The sequence below is a fragment of the Streptomyces sp. NPDC043680 genome, from assembly GCF_056436685.1.
Genome location: NZ_JBWKCE010000008.1, coordinates 1 through 20,807, shown reverse-complemented (window position 1 = coordinate 20,807; position 20,807 = coordinate 1). Strand labels below are relative to the sequence as shown.

General features: G+C 72.4%; 25 protein-coding genes and 2 pseudogenes. 15 read left to right on the top strand and 12 right to left on the bottom strand.

Annotated features, from left to right (window positions below; all coding sequences use genetic code 11):
- Positions 1 to 10: 10 nt before the first annotated feature.
- Together AC0666_RS18095 and AC0666_RS18090 are read left to right on the top strand one after the other, a co-directional pair.
- Complete coding sequence (locus AC0666_RS18095) at positions 11 to 1,378, top strand: molybdopterin-dependent oxidoreductase (protein WP_478707921.1); 1,368 nt, start codon at positions 11 to 13, stop codon at positions 1,376 to 1,378.
- Positions 1,375 to 1,929: a hypothetical protein gene (locus AC0666_RS18090; RefSeq protein ID WP_468969150.1), complete on the top strand. Its 555-nt coding sequence runs from the start codon at positions 1,375 to 1,377 to the stop codon at positions 1,927 to 1,929. Before AC0666_RS18095 ends, AC0666_RS18090 begins: the two co-directional genes overlap by 4 nt.
- A gap of 6 nt (positions 1,930 to 1,935) precedes the next feature.
- Here AC0666_RS18090 and AC0666_RS18085 read toward each other — a convergent pair whose 3' ends face one another.
- Positions 1,936 to 2,589, bottom strand: coding sequence for a DUF1326 domain-containing protein (locus AC0666_RS18085; RefSeq protein WP_468580760.1), 654 nt, complete (start codon positions 2,587 to 2,589; stop codon positions 1,936 to 1,938).
- 217 nt (positions 2,590 to 2,806) lie between these two features.
- Between AC0666_RS18085 and AC0666_RS18080 the strand changes: the two genes are divergently transcribed.
- Positions 2,807 to 3,619 (top strand): DUF2182 domain-containing protein, encoded by an 813-nt coding sequence (locus AC0666_RS18080; protein ID WP_468969153.1) that lies wholly within the window; start codon positions 2,807 to 2,809, stop codon positions 3,617 to 3,619.
- 129 nt (positions 3,620 to 3,748) lie between these two features.
- Here AC0666_RS18080 and AC0666_RS18075 read toward each other — a convergent pair whose 3' ends face one another.
- Positions 3,749 to 4,153, bottom strand: coding sequence for a MerR family transcriptional regulator (locus tag AC0666_RS18075; protein WP_468969597.1), 405 nt, complete (start codon positions 4,151 to 4,153; stop codon positions 3,749 to 3,751).
- A 418-nt stretch (positions 4,154 to 4,571) separates the two neighbouring features.
- On the opposite strand from AC0666_RS18075, the gene AC0666_RS18070 reads away from it, so the two are divergent.
- From AC0666_RS18070 to AC0666_RS18050, 5 genes and pseudogenes are all read left to right on the top strand, one after another.
- Positions 4,572 to 6,083 (top strand): SulP family inorganic anion transporter, encoded by a 1,512-nt coding sequence (locus tag AC0666_RS18070; protein ID WP_478707920.1) that lies wholly within the window; start codon positions 4,572 to 4,574, stop codon positions 6,081 to 6,083.
- 216 nt (positions 6,084 to 6,299) lie between these two features.
- A complete protein-coding gene (locus tag AC0666_RS18065) occupies positions 6,300 to 6,482 on the top strand; it encodes a hypothetical protein (protein WP_468969158.1) in 183 nt (60 codons plus the stop codon).
- A gap of 35 nt (positions 6,483 to 6,517) precedes the next feature.
- Positions 6,518 to 6,676: pseudogene (locus AC0666_RS18060) on the top strand (TfoX/Sxy family protein); the annotation flags it as partial.
- Between the two features lie 329 nt (positions 6,677 to 7,005).
- Entirely contained in the window at positions 7,006 to 7,566 is a 561-nt protein-coding gene (locus AC0666_RS18055; protein ID WP_478707919.1) for a DM13 domain-containing protein, read from the top strand.
- Positions 7,515 to 7,838, top strand: coding sequence for a DNA-3-methyladenine glycosylase I (locus AC0666_RS18050; RefSeq protein WP_478707918.1), 324 nt, complete (start codon positions 7,515 to 7,517; stop codon positions 7,836 to 7,838). The genes AC0666_RS18055 and AC0666_RS18050 overlap by 52 nt, the downstream gene beginning before the upstream one ends.
- Positions 7,839 to 7,882: 44 nt before the next feature.
- Here AC0666_RS18050 and AC0666_RS18045 read toward each other — a convergent pair whose 3' ends face one another.
- The 6 genes and pseudogenes from AC0666_RS18045 to AC0666_RS18020 form a co-directional block, all read right to left on the bottom strand.
- A complete protein-coding gene (locus AC0666_RS18045) occupies positions 7,883 to 8,641 on the bottom strand; it encodes an MBL fold metallo-hydrolase (protein WP_468969163.1) in 759 nt (252 codons plus the stop codon).
- A 74-nt stretch (positions 8,642 to 8,715) separates the two neighbouring features.
- The gene (locus AC0666_RS18040) at positions 8,716 to 9,693 is read right to left on the bottom strand and encodes a GlxA family transcriptional regulator (protein WP_478707917.1); all 978 of its coding nucleotides are present in this window, start codon (positions 9,691 to 9,693) and stop codon (positions 8,716 to 8,718) included.
- Positions 9,694 to 9,858: 165 nt separating this feature from the next.
- Positions 9,859 to 10,086: a hypothetical protein gene (locus tag AC0666_RS18035; protein ID WP_478707916.1), complete on the bottom strand. Its 228-nt coding sequence runs from the start codon at positions 10,084 to 10,086 to the stop codon at positions 9,859 to 9,861.
- On the bottom strand, positions 10,086 to 10,379 hold the full coding sequence (locus AC0666_RS18030; protein WP_478707915.1) for a phosphatase PAP2 family protein: 294 nt from the start codon (positions 10,377 to 10,379) through the stop codon (positions 10,086 to 10,088). The genes AC0666_RS18035 and AC0666_RS18030 overlap by 1 nt, the downstream gene beginning before the upstream one ends.
- Positions 10,337 to 10,771: a hypothetical protein gene (locus AC0666_RS18025; RefSeq protein ID WP_478707914.1), complete on the bottom strand. Its 435-nt coding sequence runs from the start codon at positions 10,769 to 10,771 to the stop codon at positions 10,337 to 10,339. Before AC0666_RS18025 ends, AC0666_RS18030 begins: the two co-directional genes overlap by 43 nt.
- Positions 10,772 to 11,084: 313 nt before the next feature.
- Positions 11,085 to 11,497, bottom strand: a pseudogene (locus AC0666_RS18020) (DNA cytosine methyltransferase); the annotation flags it as partial.
- 467 nt (positions 11,498 to 11,964) lie between these two features.
- On the opposite strand from AC0666_RS18020, the gene AC0666_RS18015 reads away from it, so the two are divergent.
- The 5 genes from AC0666_RS18015 (at position 11,965) to AC0666_RS17995 (ending at position 15,732) form a co-directional block, all read left to right on the top strand.
- On the top strand, positions 11,965 to 13,602 hold the full coding sequence (locus tag AC0666_RS18015; protein WP_478707913.1) for a sensor histidine kinase: 1,638 nt from the start codon (positions 11,965 to 11,967) through the stop codon (positions 13,600 to 13,602).
- On the top strand, positions 13,599 to 14,006 hold the full coding sequence (locus AC0666_RS18010; protein ID WP_356848723.1) for a roadblock/LC7 domain-containing protein: 408 nt from the start codon (positions 13,599 to 13,601) through the stop codon (positions 14,004 to 14,006). Before AC0666_RS18015 ends, AC0666_RS18010 begins: the two co-directional genes overlap by 4 nt.
- A complete protein-coding gene (locus AC0666_RS18005; RefSeq protein WP_468580750.1) occupies positions 14,003 to 14,362 on the top strand; it encodes a DUF742 domain-containing protein in 360 nt (119 codons plus the stop codon). Before AC0666_RS18010 ends, AC0666_RS18005 begins: the two co-directional genes overlap by 4 nt.
- Positions 14,343 to 14,963: a GTP-binding protein gene (locus AC0666_RS18000; protein ID WP_361716803.1), complete on the top strand. Its 621-nt coding sequence runs from the start codon at positions 14,343 to 14,345 to the stop codon at positions 14,961 to 14,963. The genes AC0666_RS18005 and AC0666_RS18000 overlap by 20 nt, the downstream gene beginning before the upstream one ends.
- Positions 14,964 to 15,177: 214 nt before the next feature.
- On the top strand, positions 15,178 to 15,732 hold the full coding sequence (locus AC0666_RS17995) for a DUF6434 domain-containing protein (RefSeq protein WP_478707912.1): 555 nt from the start codon (positions 15,178 to 15,180) through the stop codon (positions 15,730 to 15,732).
- A 22-nt stretch (positions 15,733 to 15,754) separates the two neighbouring features.
- Here the strand turns inward: AC0666_RS17995 and AC0666_RS17990 are convergent, their stop codons facing one another.
- Positions 15,755 to 16,987: an MFS transporter gene (locus AC0666_RS17990; protein WP_478707911.1), complete on the bottom strand. Its 1,233-nt coding sequence runs from the start codon at positions 16,985 to 16,987 to the stop codon at positions 15,755 to 15,757.
- A gap of 54 nt (positions 16,988 to 17,041) precedes the next feature.
- On the opposite strand from AC0666_RS17990, the gene AC0666_RS17985 reads away from it, so the two are divergent.
- Positions 17,042 to 17,797 (top strand): helix-turn-helix domain-containing protein, encoded by a 756-nt coding sequence (locus AC0666_RS17985; RefSeq protein ID WP_478707910.1) that lies wholly within the window; start codon positions 17,042 to 17,044, stop codon positions 17,795 to 17,797.
- A 6-nt stretch (positions 17,798 to 17,803) separates the two neighbouring features.
- Here the strand turns inward: AC0666_RS17985 and AC0666_RS17980 are convergent, their stop codons facing one another.
- Complete coding sequence (locus tag AC0666_RS17980; RefSeq protein ID WP_468969192.1) at positions 17,804 to 18,373, bottom strand: dihydrofolate reductase family protein; 570 nt, start codon at positions 18,371 to 18,373, stop codon at positions 17,804 to 17,806.
- Between the two features lie 27 nt (positions 18,374 to 18,400).
- Between AC0666_RS17980 and AC0666_RS17975 the strand changes: the two genes are divergently transcribed.
- A complete protein-coding gene (locus AC0666_RS17975) occupies positions 18,401 to 19,456 on the top strand; it encodes an enoyl-CoA hydratase/isomerase family protein (protein ID WP_468969195.1) in 1,056 nt (351 codons plus the stop codon).
- 93 nt (positions 19,457 to 19,549) lie between these two features.
- Here AC0666_RS17975 and AC0666_RS17970 read toward each other — a convergent pair whose 3' ends face one another.
- On the bottom strand, positions 19,550 to 20,473 hold the full coding sequence (locus AC0666_RS17970; protein WP_478707909.1) for an SDR family oxidoreductase: 924 nt from the start codon (positions 20,471 to 20,473) through the stop codon (positions 19,550 to 19,552).
- Positions 20,474 to 20,558: 85 nt separating this feature from the next.
- On the bottom strand, positions 20,559 to 20,807 hold a 249-nt coding region (locus AC0666_RS17965; RefSeq protein WP_478707908.1), incomplete at its 5' end, for a putative Ig domain-containing protein.

Here is a 20,807-nt window from a genome sequence, read left to right as displayed (position 1 = left end):
GAGGCATCCCATGGACGCGAACGGCGGAGGGTCGGCCGCATCCGGTGGTCCGGCGCGTGCGGGAACGGAACCCGACGACGGCAGCCCGACGCGGCTCGCCCGGCTGCGGTCGGCCGTGGTGTCGGGGTGGGCGGCAGGCCCGCCACGGGGCCCGTCCCGCCCGGAGTTCTGGCGCAGCCCGCTGCGCGGCCCGTGGCTGACCGCGGTGTTCGGGATCGTCCTGCTCTTCGGCATCACGATCGTTTTCGTCACCGGCCTGATGTCGTACGCCGCGTACGAGCCCGACCTCGCGGCGGTCAACGACCAGACCCCCGGCAAGGGATGGCTGGGCTTCTACTTCTCCTGGCCGACCTCTCCGTACTGGCTCTACCGGGTCACCCAGGGCGTGCACGTCACGCTCGGCGTCGTGCTCGTACCCGTGCTCCTGGCCAAGCTGTGGTCGGTGATCCCGAAGCTCTTCGCCTGGCCCCCCGTGCGGTCGGCCGCCCAGGCCGTCGAGCGGCTCTCGCTGCTCCTGCTGGTGGGAGGCGCCGGGTTCGAGTTCGCCACCGGCATCCTCAACACGCAGCTCCACTACATCTTCCCGGGCTCCTTCTACGCGCTGCACTTCTACGGGGCCTGGGTGTTCATCGGCGCCTTCGCGGTCCATGTGGTCTTCCGGCTGGGACGGGCCGTGCGGGCCCTGCGCGCCGGGCCGCGGCAGCCGGCGCCGGACAGCGAGGAGGCGGTCGGCCTCGTCTCGCCCCGCCCGGCCGCTCCCACGATCTCCCGGCGGGGCGCGCTGGGCATGGTCGGGCTGGGCTCCCTCGCGCTGCTCGTCGTGACCGCAGGGCAGAGCGTGGGCGGCTGGTTCCGCCGGACGGCCCTCCTGGCGCCGCACGGCCAGGAACCGGGCTCCGGCCCGAACGGATTCCAGATCAACAAGACCGCCGCCTCCGTCGGCATCCGCCCCAGCGACATCGGTCCCGCCTGGCGGCTGACCGTGCGCGGCGGGGGCCACCAGATCGACCTCACCTACGCCCAACTGCTCGACCTGCCACAGAACGAAGCGCTGCTGCCCATCGCCTGCGTGGAGGGCTGGTCGACCGTCGACCAGCACTGGAACGGTGTCCGCCTCACCGATCTGGCCGCGCTCGTGGGCCTGGGCACGCACGCGCCACGGGTCCTGGTCCAGTCCGTCCAGCGGGGCGGGTCGTTCAGCTCGGTCGTGTTGAGCGCCAACCAGGTCCGGGACGCGCGCTCGCTGCTGGCCGTACGGGTCAACGGGGCGGTCCTGTCCCCCGACCACGGCTACCCGGCCCGGGTGATCGTCCCCGGGGCGCCCGGTGTCCACAACACCAAGTGGGTCACCCGCCTCACCTTCGGAGAACCGTCATGAAGCCTCCCACCACCGAGACCGCCCCGGCCGGCTTCCGGCACCGCTACGGCTCCTCCCCGCTCCACCTGCTCCTCGTTCTCGCCTCGTTCGCCCTGGCCTGCTACGCGGGCCGGCGCCTGCTGGAAGGGGACACCCTCGGCGTGGCCTTGTGGTTCGTCGGGGCCGCGCTCCTGCACGACCTCGTCCTCCTGCCCCTGTACGCGGTGACGGACCTGGCCGTCCTGAGGCTCCTCGGGCACGGTGCGGAGGAGGGGGCGCGCATGCCGCGGGTCGGCGTCAACCACGTCCGGGTGCCCGCCTTCGTCTCGGGCCTCCTGCTGCTCGTGTACTGGCCGCTGGTACTCGGGCAGGTCGGTCACTACACGAGTAGTACGGGCCTGCCGGCGGACGTGTTCCCGGGACGGTGGCTGCTGATCACCGCCTGCCTGTTCGCTGCCTCGGCGGTCGTCCTCGCCGTGAGGCTGTGGAGCGGTGGCAGGGACGCACGCAAGGCCCGGGCCCGGGCCCGCAGAGCGCGGAAGGCCGGTCCGCCGCCGGGTGGGGCCGGCTGAGGGTGTTCAGGCGGGGCCGGACCAGTCGAAGGTGATGGTTTTGCTGGACTGACCGGTGCGGTTCCAGGAGAAGCCGAAGGCGTCGGTCCGGTCGGTGGTGGCGCGGCCCCAGGTGGCGAGCTGGCCGGGTCCGGTTTCGCAGCCGGGGAGGTTGGTCGACTGCACGCGGGCGCCGTCCGGAGTGGTCGGGCCGGCGAGTGCCTCGGCGCGGGCGTCGAGCATCCCGGGAACGCTGGCCCGCCAGGTGGCCAGGTCCTCGTCGATCTCCACTTCGATGGGTGCGAAGTCCATGCCGCGGACCTCGAAGGCGCCCATGGTCACCAGCTGCGCGGGCCAGCTGCCCGCCTGCCCGCTGAAAATCATGTGCAGGGCTTGGCGCTGCCCGTCGTCGGCCCGCTCGTCGAAGACGAACGCCGCGTACGAGTCCGAGTGCTCCGCCCAGACGTTGCCGACGAAGGAACCGAGCATCACCACGTTCAGGCCGTCCAGCCGGACGTCGCCGTAGGTGCCCTCGCGTATGTGCCAGACCAGGATGCCTTCGCAGTCACCGGTGGTCGGTGGCTGGGCGAACGAGCACGGGCACGGAATGTTGCACTTGCACACGTCGAACCAGTCGCCCGCCAGACGCCAGGCCGGCACGGTCTCTGCCGCCTGTGTCATCGCTCTCACTCCTCCCACAGCCATGTGCGCGGGTCGCGGGAGGGAGCCGAGGGGTCGGACCCGGATCCGCGTTCATCCGGCCGCGCCCCGCGACCGGAACGGGTCGATTCCCCTCCTCACCTCCATCGTGCGCCCGGGCTGCCGGGGATACCAGGGGCGAGGGGGTTGCCGTCCCCGGGATCCGTGCTGTGCTGGAAGGGTCCGATGGGAGTGCGTCATGCGTACGGTTCAGCGGCCGGACGCCAGGGAGCATCCGGTGCGGGCGGGAGGGCTGCTGCCGGTCCGGGAGCTCGCCGTGGCCTGGTCGCTGATCGTCCTGATCGCGGCCCTGGCCTGGGTGCTCACCGTGGGCCAGGCCCGGGGCACGGAGGTCGGGCCCGGCACCATGGGGATGGCGCTGCCGCTGTTCCTCCTGCTGTGGCTGGCCATGATGTCGGCGATGATGCTGCCCTCCGTCGCCCCCGTCGCGCTGACCTGGGCCAGGGGGATCGCACGGCAGTCCAGCGGTGCCGCCCGGGCGCTGCGCACCACGGAGTTCCTCGCCGGCTATCTGATCGCGTGGACGGCGTTCGGGCTGCTCGCGTACGGCGGGCTGGCGCTCACCGGCACCCTGGTCGATCGGGACCCGGGCATCGGGAAGTGGATCGGGGTGTCCGCCTTCGCGCTGGCCGGGCTGTACCAGCTGGGCCCGCTCAAGGACATCTGCCTGCGGCACTGCCGCAGCCCGATGGCCCAGCTGATGCAGTACGCCTCGTATCGGCCGCGGATGCGCGACCTGAGGGTGGGGCTGCACCACGGCGCGTACTGCGTCGGCTGCTGCTGGGCGCTGATGGTCGTGCTGATCCCGCTGGGCGTCATGAACGTCGCGGCGATGGCGGCGGTGGCGGCGCTGATCTTCCTGGAGAAGCTCTGGTACCGGGGGCAGCAGCTGGCCCGGCCGGCCGGCGCCGTGTTCCTGGGACTGGCCCTGCTGGCGCCCTTCCAGGACTGGCTGCTGCCGGGCCTGCAGAGCGTGATGACGCCGATGTGACGGGCCCGTTCCACCGGCGGTTCGTTCAACATCCGTCCTGCTGGTGGTGCCCCTGCCCTGCGCCGCTGGCCGCCTGCTGGATCACCGAACCCCGGCCGGGGCGCGCTGACCCCCGCCTGCCGGGACGGTTCACGCAGGCCGAGGCGTCAAGTCCTCGGTCTGGGCGAGCCGGGTGCGCAGGGTGCCTTCGAAGTCCTCGGCGCGGGCGAGCTGGACGCGGAGCTTGTCGACCTGCTCGGCGGCGGCCTGCTGGTAGCTCCGCACGCGCTCCAGCAGGGCTTCCCGATCGTTGGTGTCGAGGTCGGTGCCGCTGTCGAGGCGGTCGGTGGCGTCCAGCAGATCGCGCATCTGGTCGAGGGTGAAGCCGAGGGGCTTCATCCGGCGGACGACCATGAGCCGGGCGACGTCGGCTTCGGTGTAGAGGCGGAAGCCGCCCTGGGAGCGGGCGGAGGGGGCGACGAGTCCGGTCTCCTCGTAGTGGCGGATCGTTCGCAGGGACAACTCGGTTCGTGCGGCAACCTCACCGATCTGCATGTGCTTGTCCGCCACGTCCGTGCTCCTCCGGCCCTTCTCGACGTCGGCGGTTTCGACCCTGCTGGCCACCACCGATCCCTACCCTAACGTTAGGGTAGGGTTGTTGCTGGTGAGGCGGTGTTCCGTGTTCACGATTGCCGTGCCGGGGCCGATGGCGCCTCCGGGAAAGATCCGATTCTTGCAGGAGATGCGCGTGCGCGAGCCCATGCCGCCCGGCGCCGCCGCCTGCCCGCCGTAACGCCTTACCGCAGGACGTGAACCGGGCCGCGCCTGCGCGGGCTCAGTTCCGCCTGCCCCTCGACTTCTGGCTCCGTACCCCTCGAAGCCGCCCGCGGGATGTCGGGCCGGCTCTTCCGCGTCCTTCGCGCACCCCGGCCTGCTGTCAGGGTGTGCCCGAGCACGACAGGTTCCGTCTTCCTTGTCTTCTGCTGCCACAGCCGGGTCCCCGGCCGCGCGCCTGCGCGGTCTGAAGCCCGATTGGTTCTCCGATCCGAAGGTCTGGCGCACCGAGGTCCTCGGGGGCCTGGTCGTCGCGCTCGCGTTGATCCCCGAAGCGATCTCGTTCTCGGTCATCGCCGGTGTCGACCCGGCCATAGGCCTGTTCGCCTCGTTCACCATGGCGGTGACCATCGCGATCGTGGGCGGCCGGCGGGCGATGATCTCCGCCGCCACCGGTGCCGTGGCCTTGGTGATCGCTCCGCTGAACCGGGAGCACGGCTTCGGCTACCTCGTCGCAGCCGTCATCCTCGCCGGCGTCTTCCAGGTGGCCCTGGGTGCGCTGGGGGTGGCGAAGCTGATGCGGTTCATCCCGCGCTCGGTGATGGTCGGGTTCGTCAACTCCCTCGCCATCCTGGTCTTCATGGCGCAGGTCCCGGAGATGCGGAACGTCCCCTGGCCGGCCTATCCGCTGGTCATCGCCGGTCTGGCGTTGATGGTGTTCTTCCCGAAGATCACCACCGTGATCCCCGCCCCGCTCGTGTCGATCGTCATCCTGACCGTCGTCACGGTCGCGGCCGGGATCGCCGTCCCGACGGTGGGCGACAAGGGCGAGCTGCCGTCGTCCTTGCCGGTGCCCGGTCTGCCGGACGTGCCGTACACCCTGGACACCCTGGTCACGATCGCCCCGTACGCCTTCGCCGTGGCGCTGGTCGGGCTCATGGAGTCGCTGATGACGGCGAAGCTCGTCGACGAGATCACCGACACCCACTCCGACAAGACCCGCGAGTCCATCGGCCAGGGCGTGGCCAACATCGTCACCGGCTTCTTCGGCGGCATGGGCGGCTGCGCCATGATCGGCCAAACGATGATCAACGTGAAGGTCTCCGGCGCGCGCACCCGTCTGTCGACCTTCCTCGCCGGGGCCTTCCTGATGGTGCTGTGCATCCTCTTCGGGCCGCTCGTCTCCGACATCCCCATGGCGGCCCTGATCTCGGTGATGGTCATGGTGTCGTTCGCGACCTTCGACTGGCACTCCGTCGCCCCCAAGACCCTCCGGCGGATGCCCGCCGGGGAGATCGCCGTCATGGTGATCACCGTCGCCTGCGTTGTGGCGACGCACAACCTCGCCATCGGCGTCGTCGTCGGCTCGGTCACCGCCGTCATCGTCTTCGCCAAGCGCGTCGCCCACCTCGCCGAGGTCACCGCGGTGGTCGACCCCGACGGCGCCACCGTCGTCTACCGGGTCACCGGCGAGCTGTTCTTCGCCTCCTCCAACGACCTCGTCGGCCGGTTCCACTACGCCACCGATCCGGACCGGGTCGTCATCGACCTGTCCGCGGCCCACGTCTGGGACGCCTCCTCCGTCGCCGCCCTCGACGCCATCGAGTACAAGTACGCGCAGCGCGGCAAGACGGTCGAGATCACCGGACTGAACGGCCCCAGCGCCACCCTCCACAGCAAGCTGAGCGGCGAACTCGCCGCCGGCCACTGACGAGCATCCGGGAACCCGGTCCCGGCCCCGGCTCCCGAGCCTGGGCCGGGGCATTGCCTGAGACCGCCACGGCTTCGGTGGTGTGGGTAGCGAGTGCAGCAGCCGGGGGCCCTGGCGGCAGTGGGAGCGGCTCGCGACGGCTCGCGTCGGGTTGCCGGTGCCAGGCGGCGATGGGTCCATGGAGGGGACACCGGAACGGGGCGAGGCGGGTGGCGCATGGGCACCGACGTGACGGCGGAGCGGGTGATCCCCTTGCCGTGCGAGCGAGTCGCGGCCTACCGCGTACGGGGTGACGCTTCCGGCCTGTATGGTCTCGCGGCGCCGCTCATGGGGCGCAAGGTGCGATCCTCGCTGGTCGAGGATCTACAGGACCTGGAGCGGAAGCTGATCGAGGCTTAGTCCGGCTTGGCGGCGGACGGGAAGGGTGGCACGCGATGGCGTACGACGAAGGGCTGGCCGAGCGAATCCGGGGCCATCTGGGGGAGGACATGGCCATCACGGAGAAGCGCATGTTCGGCTGCCCTGTGTTCTTGTGCCACGGCAACATGGCCGTGGGCGTGACCGGCGACGACCTGATGGTCCGCGTCGGCCCAGAGGCCGCAGCAGTCGCCCTTGCCCGCCCCGGTGCGAGGATCTTCGACTTCACGGGCCGGCCGATGCGCGGCTGGCGTCGTGTACGCCTCCGCCTTCGTGGACGACGGCCCCCTGGCCGAGTGGATCGACCAGGGCCGGGCCTTCGCCGCCGGCCTGCCGGCGAAATGAGGATCGCCCACCACGTCCCCACCACCAGGCTGCGTTCGCTCTGAGCGTGCCCGGCCCGACGACGTAAGCCTTTCGTCATCGGGTCGGGGCTGTCGGACGAAGGCTCGATCACTTTGAATTGCGGATGAAGGTGAAGAGAAGGCCTGGAAGGAGGGGCGTCGTGGGGAGCCTCACGAGGAAGCAGTGGTGGGCCGCGGTTGTCGTGGCGTGTCTGGCGGTGGTGTCGGCCGGGCTGGTGTGGTTCAAGCCGTGGGCCCTGTGGGTGGATGAGACGGTGCACGAGGCGCTGCCCGCTTCGAACGCGGCCTCGAAGACGCTGGCGACGGGTGCGTCGGAGTCCGCGTCGGTTGCTCCTTCCCCTTCGGGGCCGGTCACCGTGGCGCAGGGCACCTTCATCAGCCACGAGCACGCCACGACCGGCACGGTGAAGATCATCCGGCTCGCGGACGGCACCCACACGCTCCGCCTCGAAGGACTGGATACGAGCAGCGGGCCCGATGTGCGTGTCTGGCTGAGTGACGCGCCCGTCAAGGAGGGCAAGGCGGGCTGGGACCTCTTCGACGACGGACAGTACGTGAACCTCGCCAAGTTGAAGGCCAACAAGGGAGACCAGAACTACCCGCTGCCCTCGGACCTCGACTGGTCGAAGTACTCGAGCGTCAGCATCTGGTGCGACCGGTTCGACGTCTCCTTCGGCGCCGCGGCGCTCGCTCGCACCTGACCGCCGAACAGCCGCCCACCCACGACGCCCTGGAGCGCACTGCTGCTCCAGGGCATCTTTGTGCCGCCTTCTCGTCCCGGCTGTTGCGGCCACCGCGTCGTGGACACCGTCCGTCCCCGCTCGGCCCTGAGAAGCGGGGCTGGAAGTTCGTCGGACCCACCACCGCGTTCCCGTTCATGCAGGCCGTGGGGCTGGTCGACGACCACGGGGCCGAGTGCGTCATGCGCTCACGGGTCGAGGCGCAGCGGTCGGCCTTCTCGCGGCCCTGCTGAAGCCGTTGCCGGAGGGCTCGCGGGGAAGAGGCGGTGCAGCCCGGTCAGGCTGTTTCGTCTGCCGTACGGGCGCGGAGTCGTCCGGCTGCTTCGAGTCGGGACAGCCGCCGGTGTTCACGGGAGGCCCAGCGGCGGACGCGGTCGGGGGCGAGGGGCGTGCCGTGGCCGACGTGAAGCCTGGTGGGGTTCAGGTCGAGCATCTTCCGCAGGCTGTCGAGGTTGCGCAGAGGGTCGTCGTGGAAGGGCGGGTTGGCCGGCCGTCCGCGGACGAGGCCGAAGAAGGAGTTGGCGATCAGGTCGCCCGCGACGAGGTCTCCCTGCTCGGTGAGGACGGAGATCGATCCGGCGGTGTGTCCGGGGGTGGGCATGATGCGGGCCGCGATCCCGAAGTCCTCCAAGTCGGTCTCGCCGGTCACGAGCACGTTGGGTTCGAACGGCTCGACCCGCATGTGCAGGTTCTTGTTCCTGGCCATGAGGCGGCCCATCGGACCGGTGGGCAGGTACGGTTCCCGGGCCCGGCCGGCGCGGAACGGGCCCAGGTCGGCGAAGTGGCCCGCCACCGGTGCCCCGGTGAGGCGGTGCAGTTCGGCGGCGGAGCCGAAGTGGTCGATGTGGCCGTGCGTGACGACGATCAGCGACACGTCGGCGGGGTCGACACCGTGCGCGGCGACCTGCTCGTGGATCCTCCGGCCGCTGCCGGGTGTTCCCGCATCGACGATGACGGGCCGGCGGCCCAGCAGCAGGTACGCGTTGATGTTGTGCCGGCCCATGACGGGGATCGGGACGACCTTGGTTCGGGACACGGTTCTCTCCTGGGGCATGGCTGTCCTCCGCCGCGCGGTGGTTCGCGGGCGGTCGGGGGATGGAGGTGTTGGGCTCAGCGGAAGCGGCGTCGGTATTCGGCCGGGGTGGTACCGAGGCGGCGGCGGAAGGCGCGGTGCAGGCTCTCGACCGAGCCGAGGCCGCTGAGGGCGGCGATATCGGGCAGGCCGTGGCTGCTGTCCTGGAGCAGCCGACGGGCGGCCTCCAGCCGGACGGACTCGACGTAGGCGGCCGGGGTGGTGCCGGTGCGCCGGTGGAACAGCCGGGAGAAGTGGCGCACGCTCAGGTGCAGCCGCGTGGCCAGCGAGTCGGCGGACAGGTCCTCGGTGAGGTGTTCGCCGATCCACGTGCGCAGGTCGTCGATCCGGTCGCCGGGGTCGGCTGGAAGCGCCAGCGGGACGCTGAACTGGCTCTGGCTGCCTGCGCGTTTGACGTACATGACCATCGTGCGGGCGGTGGCCAGGGCGAGATCCGGACCGTGGTCCTCGCTGACCATGGCCAGCGCCATGTCCATCCCCGAGGCGATGCCGGCGCAGGTCCACAGGCGGCCCTGCCGGATGAAGATCGGGTCCGGATCGACGGTGACCCGCGGGTGGTCGGCGGCCAGCCGCGCGGCCGTCCGCCAGTGGGTCGTGGCGGACAGGCCGTCGAGCAGGCCGGCGGCGGCCAGCAGGTGCGCGCCTGAGCAGACGGACGCCAACCGGTGGGTACCGGACGCCGCTTCCGGTAGCCAGTCGATGATTCCGCCGTCGAGCACCGGCTCCACACCGTGGTCGTCCACGCGAACGGCACCCGACACGAGCAGGGTGTCCACGTTGCCCTTGACCTCGTCCAGCGCCAGGTCGGCCATCAGCCGGATCCCGCTGGCGGTGGCCACCGGCTCGCCGTCGGCGGTCGCGATGCGGACGGTGTACCCGGGGCGGCCGGTTCCGGCGACCCGGGTGGCGACCGAGAACACCTCGGCTGGACCTGTGACGTTGAGCAGTTCGACGCCGGGGAAGGCAGCGATGACGACCCTGTGCGGTGCGAGCATGGCTCGATCATGTCGTCCCGCCACCAGGGCCGCAATGACCATGTTCTGTCAGATCGGGACACGCCCCGTGAGCGTGCCGGAAGCCGACGGGGAGGTGCCGGCCGGCACCTGCCCCCGGTCTCGCAGTGGAGCGGGGCTGTGGAGAGCCCCGCTCCACGGCGGTTGTCACGCGGTGCGGAGCCTGGTGCTGAAGACCTGGCCGGCGACCTTGTCGCCGAGGGCGAGGCCGTCGGTGGCGTCCCACGGGTAGTGGACGCTGAGCCAGATCCGGCTGTCCGCGTCCTCCTCGGCGGCGGCGCTGAAGCTGGTGAAGTGGCGCTGCTTGACGGGGGCCAGGGGCTCGTCGGTGGTGAGGTCGAAGGCGATGTTGTCGCTGCCGAAGTAGCGCTTCATCACGCCCCCGCCCAGGCCGCGGTGAAGGAGGCGTGGCCGGAGACATGGGCGGTGAAGCACGGGTTGACGTTGACGCCGTCGTTGTTCTTCAGGAGCGGCTTCCACCGGGCGTCCAGGCCGCCCTCGCGGATCGCTGAGACGGGCCGCCGCAGGTCGATGGGGGTGGAGAACTTCGCGTCGCGGACGGCTATACCGGTGTCGGCGAGGATGATCGAGACGAGTGCGAAGAGGCGGGCGTTGGCGTACGTGCTCAGGCCCCGGGTCCTGGAGACCTCGCGGGTGGCCTGGAGCATGTGGCCCGGGGGCTTGTACGTGCCGTCGTTGCCATTGGCCCAGACCGGGCGGCGTTCAGTTGGTCCGGCGCGCGGTTGATCAACGGCGTGGCTGCCGTGGGAGCGGCCGCGCCGCCCCTGCGGACCGCGTCGACCTGGGCCTTGTACTCGGGGCCGGTCACGAGGTTCTGGTACGTGCCGTACTGCGCGAGCGTGGTGGGCCGGAACTGCGAGCCGGAGCTCGGCGAGAAGGGCTTGACCTGGCCCCAGAACGGGTTGACGGCGTCCCCGTCCCCCTGGCACTTGGGGTCGACCATGTCGGGGTGGCTGGTCGGCCGCCAGGAACCCGGCGTGTCGTCGCCCGTGTAGGCCTGCTTGTCGTACGAGCCGTCCCCGGCGCGGGCGTTCGTCATCTGGTTGACGATCCCGCTGACGACGGTCGCGTCCAGGACGTCGAAGCCGGTCGGTTCGCTGCCGAACCGCTCACGGAAGCGCTGGCCGTCGTCCCATGGGGTCGGGTGGGACCAACCTGGCCGCCTGCCACGCTTGCGTGATGCTCCCGGAGACCAGCTGCGAGCACAACAACAGCCTGCTCGACCGGGCTCTGCTCGTCGGCACCCCGGAAGACCCGGCGATCGGCTTCTTTTCCCACCTGCTCACCCCGTGAGCACCGGGTGGTGAGATCGGGGCGGGGGGACGCGGCGCTCTCCCGCCCCGTTTCGGGGCTCAGGGGTGGTCCGGCCTTTCGGGCGATGGTGCAAGGTGACCCAGGGCGGCTCGGATCGCGAGGCCGAGGGCCCGGCCCACCGGAGGCGGGGAGGCATGGCCCACCTGGCGGTAGCGAGCCGTCTTGCGGCCGGCGAAGGACCGGTCTTCGGGAAAGCCCTGTAGTCGTGCCGCCTGCTCGACGGTCAGGCCACCATGCCCTTGACGCCGAGCGAGTGGTCCCACGGGAACTCCGGCCCGGGGAGATCGTCGGCCACGGTGCCGCCGCTCACGCGCATGCGGGCCCACGAACGCTTAGAGCCGGTCGGCCCCAGATCGGCCCCACCGCGGTTCCAGGAGCCCCCGACCAGGGTCGGCGCCACCTTGTCGGCCTGCGCGGCCCAAGCGGCCGCGTGAGGCCAGCCGCGCGTGGCCCGCCGGGGAGGCTACCCCGCCCACCACTGGTGACATTCCGTCGCCGAGGTTCAGCAGCGGTCGGAGTCCTGAGCGCTCATGATCGCATCTCGTGCGTGGGGATGGCCGGGTGCGACGTGTCAGGCGTAATTCGGGCCTCATGCCACGCTGTTGTCGACGAACACGGCTTTTCGCCTTCCGTTTTCGCGGTCGGCTGCTTCCGTCGCCGCCCCTGTGGGTACGGGTGGGATTCGGCCGATCCGTGGGCGCCGGCGGGGCGGCACGGGTGGGGGGTCGTGGGGGTGTCGATCGGGTGGGGCGGGGGTCTGCGCCGGGTGGGCGGGATGCGGGTTTCGGCCACATCCCGAGCGGTCAACCACCCCTGGCTGTCCGGATCATGACCTGCTGTCAAGGGCCGTGCACGGAGACGCTAAGATTCCGGGCCGTTGTCATATGATCATTCGCTTTCGATCGTTTGAGGGTTCTGATGGTTCGCGTGGGATCGTCGCCCGGAAGTCCAGGGCCCACCTCACCCGTCGTTTGGGCGCTTCCCGCCCTCCTGACCGCCGTAGCCGCGGCCGTTGCCGTGGTGATGGTGTCCGCACCGGCGCGCACGCCCGTGGCGTGGGTCGGTGCCGTGGCCTTTGTCGCGGTTGCCCTTTCCTGCGGTGAGGCCGCCCGGCGCGGCAAGGCGGTGGCCGCGCTGCGGGCCACCGTCGCCGCGCACGAGGCGGCGCTGGCCCGGCAGCAGGCCGAGACCGTGCGCCTGGCCCAGGAGATGCTGCCCGATGTCGTGGAGCGGCTGCGCAAGGGCGAGTTCCCCGAGGAGGTGCTCGCCTCCCTGGAGGAGCCCGGCACCCACGGAGCGGGCCTGACCGCCGAGTTCAGGGACGCCCACCAGGCGGTCCTGCGCTCGGTGCTCGACGCCGTCGTCGCCGAGGAGGACCTGCGCGACTCGGCGCAGCGCGCCTTCGTGAACATCGCCCGCCGCGTCCAGGCCATCGTCCACCAACAGGCCCAGGAACTGCGGGACATGGAGGACCGGCACGGCCACGCCCCCGAGGTCTTCGGCGATCTGCTGCGGCTCGACCACGGCACGGCCCTGATCGGCCGCCTCGCGGACTCCATCGCCGTACTCGGCGGCGCCCGTCCCGGCCGCCAGTGGAGCAAGGCCGTACCGCTCTACAGCGTGCTGCGCGGCGCCATGTCGCGGATCATCGACTACCAGCGCGTCGAGCTCCACTCCGTCTCCCAGGTCGCCGTCGTCGGTCCGGCCGTCGAGCCGCTGATCCACGCGCTGGCCGAGCTGCTCGACAACGCCACCCGCTACTCCCCGCCGCAGACCAAGGTCCACCTGACCGCCGTCGACGTGAACTCGGGCATCGCCGTCGAGATCGAGGACGGCGGCGTCAGCATGAGCGAGGAGGCCCGCAAGCGGGCCGAGCGCATGCTCCGGCAGGCCCAGCAGGGCATCGACCTCGCCGACCTCGGCGAGACGCCGCGCCTCGGCCTCGCCGTGGTCGGCCGGCTCTCCCAGGCGTACGACTTCCAGGTCTCGCTGCGCTCCTCGGCGTACGGCGGCGTCCGCGCGGTCCTGGTCATCCCGCAGGGGCTGATCACCACCGCCTCCTCCGCCACCGGTGTCGCCCACGGCATCGGCACCTCCTCGGGGCCCCGGGCCGCCCTGCCGCCGGCCGCCGCCCCCGCCCGCGGGGAACCGGCCGCCCGGCCGCAGCAGCCGCGCCCCGTCACCGGCCCCTCGTACACCGCGGCAGCATCCGACGCAGCATCCGACGCAGCACCCGACGAGGTACCCGCCGTGACCGAGCGGACCCCGAACGGGCTGCCCCAGCGACGCCGCAAGACCCGCGCCGTCGCCCCGCAGGTGCCCGGGAACCTCGGCGCACCCGACCGGATCACGGCCGCCGCCGCGGCGACCGCCGCGGCCGCGGACCGGGCCGCCGCACCCGAACCCCGGCCGGAGGTACAGCCCGGGATGTGGCTGGCCGCCTTCCAGGACGGCCTGTCCTCGGACAGCAGCAAGACCGTCGCGAGCAGAAGCGGCGCAGCAAGCCAGAACACAGACGCCTCGCCGGCCTCGGCGAGCAAGGGGGAACAGCCATGAGCCAGCAGCAGACCAACATGGACTGGATGCTCAAGGACCTGGCCGAGAGCGTCCCGCAGACCCGCCATGTCATCGTCCTGTCCGCCGACGGCCTGCGCATGGCGCAGTACGGGGCGGAGACCGACACCGCCGACCGGCTCGCCGCGGCCTGCGCCGGACTGCAGAGTCTCGCGGGCGCCGTCGCCTCCGAACTTCCGGGCAGCAGCGGCCGGATGCGGCTCGTCGTGATCGAGATGGACGGCGGCTTCTTCTACCTGATGGCGGCCGGTGCCGGTGCCTACCTCGCCGTCCTGGCCGACGAAGGCGTCGACGCCGGCCTGATGGGCCAGCGCATGCGCGACCTCGTCGCCCGAATCGGAGAGCACCTCAGCAGTCCGCCGCGGCGCGAGGGGCAGACCGCGTGAGCGACCCGGGCCGGGACTGGGAAGACGGCACTCCCGAGCGGCTCTACGTGATCACCGGCGGGCGCAGCGGACCGTTACTGCCCGCCACCCTCGACCTGGTCACGCTGATCATCGCCAAGTCGGGGCCCAGGCCCGGGATGCAGCCGGAGCACGCGGCGATCATGAGGCTGTGCCAGTCACCGCTCTCGGTGGCCGAGATCTCCGCGTACCTCGGCCTGCCGGTCAGCGTGGTCACCGTACTCCTCGGTGACCTCCTCACCGCGGGCCACGTGCTCTCCCGCCCACCCGTCGCCCCCGCACAACTCCCGGACCTGGCACTGATTGAGGCAGTCATCGATGGACTTCGAAAGCTCTGAACTGCGCGCGGGGCCTCGGCGCGAGGACGCCCTGCCGGCCACGGCCGCCGCCGCGGTCAAGGTGGTGATCGTGGGCGGCTTCGGCGTCGGCAAGACGACCCTGGTCGGCTCGGTCAGCGAAATCCGCCCCCTGACCACCGAGGAGACGATGACCCAGGCCGGGGTCGGCGTCGACGACACGGCGGGCGTGGAACGCAAGACCTCCACCACCGTGGCCATGGACTTCGGCCGCATCAGCATCAACGACGAGCTGGTGCTGTACCTCTTCGGCACCCCCGGCCAGGAGCGCTTCTGGTTCCTGTGGCGCGGCCTGTTCGAAGGCGCGCTCGGCGCGGTGGTCCTGGTGGACACCCGCCGGCTGGAGGTCAGCTTCGACGTGATCGGCCGGCTGGAGGAGCGCGGCGTGCCGTTCGTCGTCGCCGTCAACTCCTTCCCCGACGCCCCCCAGTACCCCCTGGAGGAGCTGCGGGCCGCCCTCGACCTGCCGCCCTCCGTACCGCTCGTCCTGTGCGACGCCCGGCGCCGCGACTCCAGCCGTGACGTCCTGATGACGCTGATGCGCTACCTGCACTCCCTCGCCGCGACTCCGGAGGCCTTGTGAGCACCCCGTCCCCGTCCGCCCCGCCGCCGGGGTGCCCCGCGCACCGGCTCTACGGCCCCGAGGCCGAGGCCGACCCGATGGGCCTGTACGAGAAGCTGCGCGCCGAGTAGGGCGCGGTGGCCCCCGTCCTCTTGACGTCACGTCAGACGTCGTCGATTGTCCGGGGCGGCGCCGGTCCCGCCTTTCTCCCGGGACGCTCTTCTAGAATGGGAACGTGAGTGCGAATAACGAGGAATCGCGGCCTTCTCCGACTCCCGCCTTGACGGGAGCGGAGCTGCTCCGCTGGTATTGGACCCTGGCCGAACTGAAGGGGCTCGCCCGCGACATGGGGCTGCCCGCCGCAGGGGGCAAGCCCGCGCTGACGGCGAGGCTGGCCGCCGCGCTCGACGGTCTCCCTGCGCCGGAGCCGGTACGTCCCGCCCGGCGCGGCGGCCGCCGGCTCACGGCCCCCGTCGACGGCGACACCGTGATCCCGGAGGGCCAGCCGTGCAGTCAGGTGCTGCGGGAGTTCTTCGTACGGGAGATCGGCCCCGGCTTCCACTTCGACGCCTTCATGCGGGACTACGTCGCCGGCCATGCGGGCCACACCCTCGCCGAGGCCGTGGCCCACTGGCATGCCACCCGCGGCCTGGCCGCCGAACCGCGCGAGATCGGCGCCCAGTTCGAGCTCAACCGGTTCCTGCGCGACTGGCACACCCGCCACCCGGACGGCACCCGGCGCGAGGCCCTCGCGGCCTGGCGGGTCCACCGGGCCCGGCCCAGGAGCTGACCCCCGGGTCCCTGCGGTCGCCTCAGGCAGCCGGCTCCGGCTCCGGAAGGCGGCGGGACAGCGCCCAGGCGGCGAGCGGGAGCACGATCAGCGGGAGCAGGGCCGTGTGCAGGGAGGTGGCGTCCGCGGCCGCGCCGATGAGCGGGCTCGCCACGCCGCCGACGCTGACCGTGAGGCCGAGGGTGACCCCGCTCGCGGTACCCATGCGGGTCGGCAGGTAGTCCTGGCCCAGCGTGACCTGGAGGGACAGCGGCACGTACAGCGCGGCGGCGGCCAGCGCAGCGCAGACGTACACCAGCGGCAGCGGCAGGAACAGGATGCCGGCGACGGCGGGCACCGCAGCGGCGTAGGCCCGGCGGACGGAGGTGGTCCGGCCCCAGCGCGCGGCCAGCCGGCCGCCGAGCACGGTGCCGCCCGCACTGCCCGCGAAGAGGGCGAACAGGGCCGCCGCGGCGGCGGTTCCGCTCCCGCCGCGTTCGCGGACGTACAGGGCGATGAAGGTGCTCAGCCCGATGAAGGCCACCGAGCGGACCACCACGATCAGGGAGAGCCGCACGAAGGCCCGCCGGTCCTCGGGAACACCCGACGCGGGCTCCCGTACGGCGCCCGGTGCACCGGATCCGGCCGCCGCCGCTGCCGTCGCAGCCTCCGTCCCCCCGCGCGGCGCCCTCCGCGGGCGGTTCAGGACCGCGCCGAGCACGCAGGGGAGCGCCAGCAGCCGCCAGGCCGCCGGCCCGGACACCGACAGGGCCCCGGCGACCAGCAGCGGCGAGCACGCGAAGCCCACGGTCCCGCCCAGCGCGAACCAGCCCATCGCCGTGTGGCCGGCGCCGCCCAGGGAGGTGCGGACCAGCCGCGCCGCCGCCGGATGGTAGGCGGCGACGCCCAGCCCCGACAGGGCAACGGCCGCCACGGTGGCCGGGTAGCCGGCGTCGGCGCCGACCAGTGCGACGCCCAGCCCCGCCGCGGCCGTGCTCAGCGGGATCAGCCACGGCATCGGCCGCCGGTCCGTCAGCGCCCCGAACAGGGGCTGGACCACGGAGGACAGCAGCGAGGCGGCGAGCACGATGCCCGAGGCGGCCGCGTAGTCGTAGGCGCGCTCGGCGACCAGGTAGGGCACGAGCGCGGCGATCGCGCCCTGGTAGACGTCCACACAGGCGTGGCCCGCCGCGTAGGCCGCCGTGCGGCCCCGCCGGACCCGGTCGGCGCGCGCAGTCGAGGGCGGTTGGGACGGCGCGGTCTTCGATGAGTTCACCGATCGAGAATCCCCCGTCCCGCAGTGGGCCCGCTTCCGATAAATTGCCGGGCGATGCAGAAAATCCGCCACACCCCCCGGGCCGCCACCAGCATCCGCGAGCTCGACACCCACGTCGGGATCGACCCGCACCGGCACGACGACCACCAGATCGCCTACGCCGGTTCCGGAGTGCTGTCCGTCACCACCGATGCCGGGACCTGGGTGGCCCCGACCTCCCGCGCGCTGTGGATCCCGGCCGGGACGGTGCACGAGCACCGCGGGTACGGGCGCACCGACCTGCACTCCGTGGGCCTGCCCACCCACCACAACCCGCTGTCCCTCGACTCGCCCGCCGTGATCGCCGTCGGGCCGCTCCTGCGGGAGCTGATCCTCACCTACACCCGGACGCCCGACGACGGCAGCCCGCAGCGTCGCCGGCTGCTCGCGGTGCTGCTCGACCAGGTGCGGGTCTCGCCGCTCCAGCCGCTGCACCTGCCCGAGCCCCGAGACCCCCGGCTCGCGGCGGTGTGCGGGCTGCTGCACGCCGACCCGGCGGACCCGCGCGGGCTGGCCGCCCTCGGCGCCGCCTCGGCAGCCGGGGCCGGGGAACGGACGCTGAGCCGACTGTTCCGCGCCGAGCTGGGCATGACCTTCCCGCAGTGGCGCACCCAGCTGCGACTGCACCGGGCACTGCGGCTGCTGGCCGTCGGCACGCCCGTCACCGCCGTCGCGCACCGCTGCGGCTGGTCCTCCGCGAGCGCCTTCATCGACGTCTTCCGGCGGGCCTTCGGCCACACCCCCGGGGCCCATCCCCGGCACCTGCCGTAACGGGCCTCAGGGGCGCTCGTACGCGAGCCGGACCACACCGTTGCCGAAGGTGCGGGCGGCGTCGAGGCGCATCGGCGCCGGCGGCCCGGCGAACGGCGGGAACAGCGGGGTGCCGCGCCCGATCCGGACCGGGTGCACATAGATCCGGTACGCGTCCACCAGGTCGTGGCGCAGGAACGAGGCGGCCAGATCCGCCCCGCCCAGGGTCAGGTCGCCGCCCGGGGCCGCCTTCAGCGCCGCCACCTCCGACGGCACGACGTCCCGGACCAGTACGGAGTTCCAGCCGAGGTCGGCCTGGTCCAGGGTCCGCGAGTAGACGTACTTCGGCATGTCGCGCCAGATCCCCGCGAACTCGGCCGTCGGCCCCGTGACGCCGGGTTCCTGGTCGGCGGTCGGCCAGACGCCCGCCATCAGCTCGTACATGACACGACCGTGGATGAAGCCGCCCATCGCCCGCAGTTCGTCGTTCAGGTGCTGGTGCAGTTCGTCGTCGACGACGTGCCAGCCGATGTCCCGGCCGGGGCCCTCGAAGTACCCGTCGAGGGACATGGACATCACCAGCACGATCTTCCGCATGACCGGCCACGCTACATACTGGCCGGTGTGAAGAGCGAAGATGCCGCAGCCGACACGGTCCTGTTCACCGTCGAGGGCCGCACCGGGGTGATCACCCTCAACCGTCCCAGGGCCCTCAACGCCCTCACCCACCCCATGGTGCTGCGGATCGAGGAGGCCCTGACCGCCTGGGAGGACGACCCCGCCGTCGCCCAGGTCCTCATCCGCGGCGCCGGTGAACGCGGCCTGTGCGCGGGCGGCGACATCCGGGCCATCCACGACGACGCCAAGGCCGGCACGACCGCCTCCGCCGGCTTCTGGCGGGACGAGTACCGGCTCAATGCCCGGATCGCCCGCTACACCAAGCCGTACGTCGCCCTCATGGACGGCATCGTCATGGGCGGCGGCGTCGGCCTCTCCGCCCACGGCAGCGTCCGCATCGTCACCGAACGCTCCCGGGTCGCCATGCCGGAGACGGGCATCGGCTTCGTCCCGGACGTCGGCGGCACCCGTCTGCTGGGGCGCGCCCCCGGCCGGCTCGGCACGCACCTCGCGCTCACCGGCACGGCCGTGGGGGCTGCCGATGCACTGCTGTGCGGGCTCGCCGACCACTTCGTGCCCGCCGAGCGGCTCCCGGAGCTGACTGCCGCGCTCGCCTCGGCGCCCGCGGCCGAGCTGCTCCCGCGCTACGCCGCCGCGCCCGCCCCCGGCGAACTGGCCGACCGGCGGCCCTGGATCGACCGGTGCTACGCGGCGGACACCGTCGAGGCGATCGTGGAGCGACTGCTCGGGGAGGGCGACCCGGCCGCGAAGGAGACCGCAGAGACGATCCTGGCGAAGTCCCCGACCGCGCTCAAGGTCACCCTCACCGCCGTGCGCCGGGCCCGCACCCTGGGCTCGCTGGAGCAGGTGCTGGCCCAGGAGTACCGGGTCTCCTGTCACGCGCTGCGCTCGCCCGACCTGGTCGAGGGCATCCGGGCCCAGGTCATCGACAAGGACCGCGCCCCGCGCTGGTCGCCACCCGAGCTGGATGGGGTCACCGACGAGGAGGTGGCCCGCTTCTTCGCCCCGCTCGGGGCCGGCCGGGAACTCGGCCTGGATTGAGCCCGGGCGGCGGCTGGGGCGGGGCGGCCCGGGGCGGGGGGCGGGCCGGGCCGGCCGGGTGGGCCGGGTCTGGCCGGGCAAGGGCCGGCGGCCTCAGCGGTAGCCGTCGGGGGCGGCGGGCAGGCCCGGGTCCTGGATCTCGACCAGGTACCGCCAGGCGTCCGGGCGGCTGCCGTCGAGATCGGTGAACCCGTAGACGCGGGCGAGCTGCCCGCTGGAGAGCGACTGCCCGTTCCAGCGCGCCACCTCCGGGTCCGCGGCCAGCGCCGCGACCGCCCGCCCGACGTAGGAGGGGGTCTCGGAGATGCCGAAATGCGGGACCCGGTCCAGGGCGTCGCGCCAGTTGGCCTCCGTGACCCCGAAGGCGTCGAGCATCATCTCCGAGCGCAGCCAGCCCGGCGTCAGCGCCACTGCCGTCGCCCCGCGGGGACCGAGCTCGTGCCCGAGCGCGAACGCCATCCGCAGCACCGCCGACTTGGCGAGGTCGTAGAAGAACGACACCCGGTAGTGCGTCGCGTTGTACTCCTCCGTACCGTCCGTCATCTCCACCACCAGCCCGCCCGGCTCCCGCAGCAGCAGCGGCACCGCGTAGTGGCTGGTGATGGCATGGGTCTCCACCGCGAGCCGCAGCAGTCGCAGCCCCTTGTCCAGGTCGTGCTCCCAGACCGCGCTGTCCCACTCGAAGAGCCGCTCGCCACCCCAGACATCGTTCACCAGGAGGTGCAGGCGGCCCTGCTCCTCCTCGATCCGCCGCACCAGCGCCTCGACCTGCTCCGGCACCAGATGGTCCGTGACCACGGCGATCCCGCGTCCGCCCGCCGCCGTGACCAGCCCGGCGGTCTCCTCGACCGTCTCGGGTCGGTCGTACTCCGAACGGCTGCCGCGGGTGCTGCGCCCCGTCACGTACACCGTCGCGCCCTGCGCCCCGAGTTGGACCGCGATGCCGCGCCCCGCCCCCCGCGTCGCCCCGGCCACCAGGGCGACCCTGCCGTCGAGCCCGCGCTGTGCTTCCGCCATGCCCCGACCCTACGACGCAGGGCGCCGCCGGGCACGGACCGCGGGTGCCTGTCACGCCCCCTGCGCCCGTGCCCGGCGGCAGTCCTCAGAACCAGGTGAGGGTGAGGGGGAAGGTGGTGGTGGCGGTGGTGGGGGTGGTGTCGGTGGCGGTTGCGGTGATCTGGAGGGTTCCGGTGGCCCAGGGTTTGCCGGTGATGCGTCCGGTGGCGGGGTCGAGGGTGAGGCCGAAGGGGAGGCCGGTGGCGGTGTAGCGGACGGGGGGTTTGCCTCCGGTGGCGGTGAGCTGGATGGTGCAGCTCTGGTTGAACTTGCAGGCTTGCGGGCCGGGGTCGGC

Bases quoted from the DNA above. Each gene is read 5' to 3' on its own strand.
- AC0666_RS18095 (WP_478707921.1), top strand. From the start codon at position 11: ATGGACGCGAACGGCGGAGGGTCGGCCGCATCCGGTGGTCCGGCGCGT.
- AC0666_RS18090 (WP_468969150.1), top strand. From the start codon at position 1,375: ATGAAGCCTCCCACCACCGAGACCGCCCCGGCCGGCTTCCGGCACCGC.
- AC0666_RS18085 (WP_468580760.1), bottom strand. From the start codon at position 2,589: ATGACACAGGCGGCAGAGACCGTGCCGGCCTGGCGTCTGGCGGGCGAC.
- AC0666_RS18080 (WP_468969153.1), top strand. From the start codon at position 2,807: ATGCGTACGGTTCAGCGGCCGGACGCCAGGGAGCATCCGGTGCGGGCG.
- AC0666_RS18075 (WP_468969597.1), bottom strand. From the start codon at position 4,153: ATGCAGATCGGTGAGGTTGCCGCACGAACCGAGTTGTCCCTGCGAACG.
- AC0666_RS18065 (WP_468969158.1), top strand. From the start codon at position 6,300: ATGGGCACCGACGTGACGGCGGAGCGGGTGATCCCCTTGCCGTGCGAG.
- AC0666_RS18040 (WP_478707917.1), bottom strand. From the start codon at position 9,693: ATGCTCGCACCGCACAGGGTCGTCATCGCTGCCTTCCCCGGCGTCGAA.
- AC0666_RS18035 (WP_478707916.1), bottom strand. From the start codon at position 10,086: ATGAAGCGCTACTTCGGCAGCGACAACATCGCCTTCGACCTCACCACC.
- AC0666_RS18030 (WP_478707915.1), bottom strand. From the start codon at position 10,379: ATGCTCCAGGCCACCCGCGAGGTCTCCAGGACCCGGGGCCTGAGCACG.
- AC0666_RS18025 (WP_478707914.1), bottom strand. From the start codon at position 10,771: ATGACGAACGCCCGCGCCGGGGACGGCTCGTACGACAAGCAGGCCTAC.
- AC0666_RS18015 (WP_478707913.1), top strand. From the start codon at position 11,965: ATGGTTCGCGTGGGATCGTCGCCCGGAAGTCCAGGGCCCACCTCACCC.
- AC0666_RS18010 (WP_356848723.1), top strand. From the start codon at position 13,599: ATGAGCCAGCAGCAGACCAACATGGACTGGATGCTCAAGGACCTGGCC.
- AC0666_RS18000 (WP_361716803.1), top strand. From the start codon at position 14,343: ATGGACTTCGAAAGCTCTGAACTGCGCGCGGGGCCTCGGCGCGAGGAC.
- AC0666_RS17985 (WP_478707910.1), top strand. From the start codon at position 17,042: ATGCAGAAAATCCGCCACACCCCCCGGGCCGCCACCAGCATCCGCGAG.
- AC0666_RS17980 (WP_468969192.1), bottom strand. From the start codon at position 18,373: ATGCGGAAGATCGTGCTGGTGATGTCCATGTCCCTCGACGGGTACTTC.
- AC0666_RS17970 (WP_478707909.1), bottom strand. From the start codon at position 20,473: ATGGCGGAAGCACAGCGCGGGCTCGACGGCAGGGTCGCCCTGGTGGCC.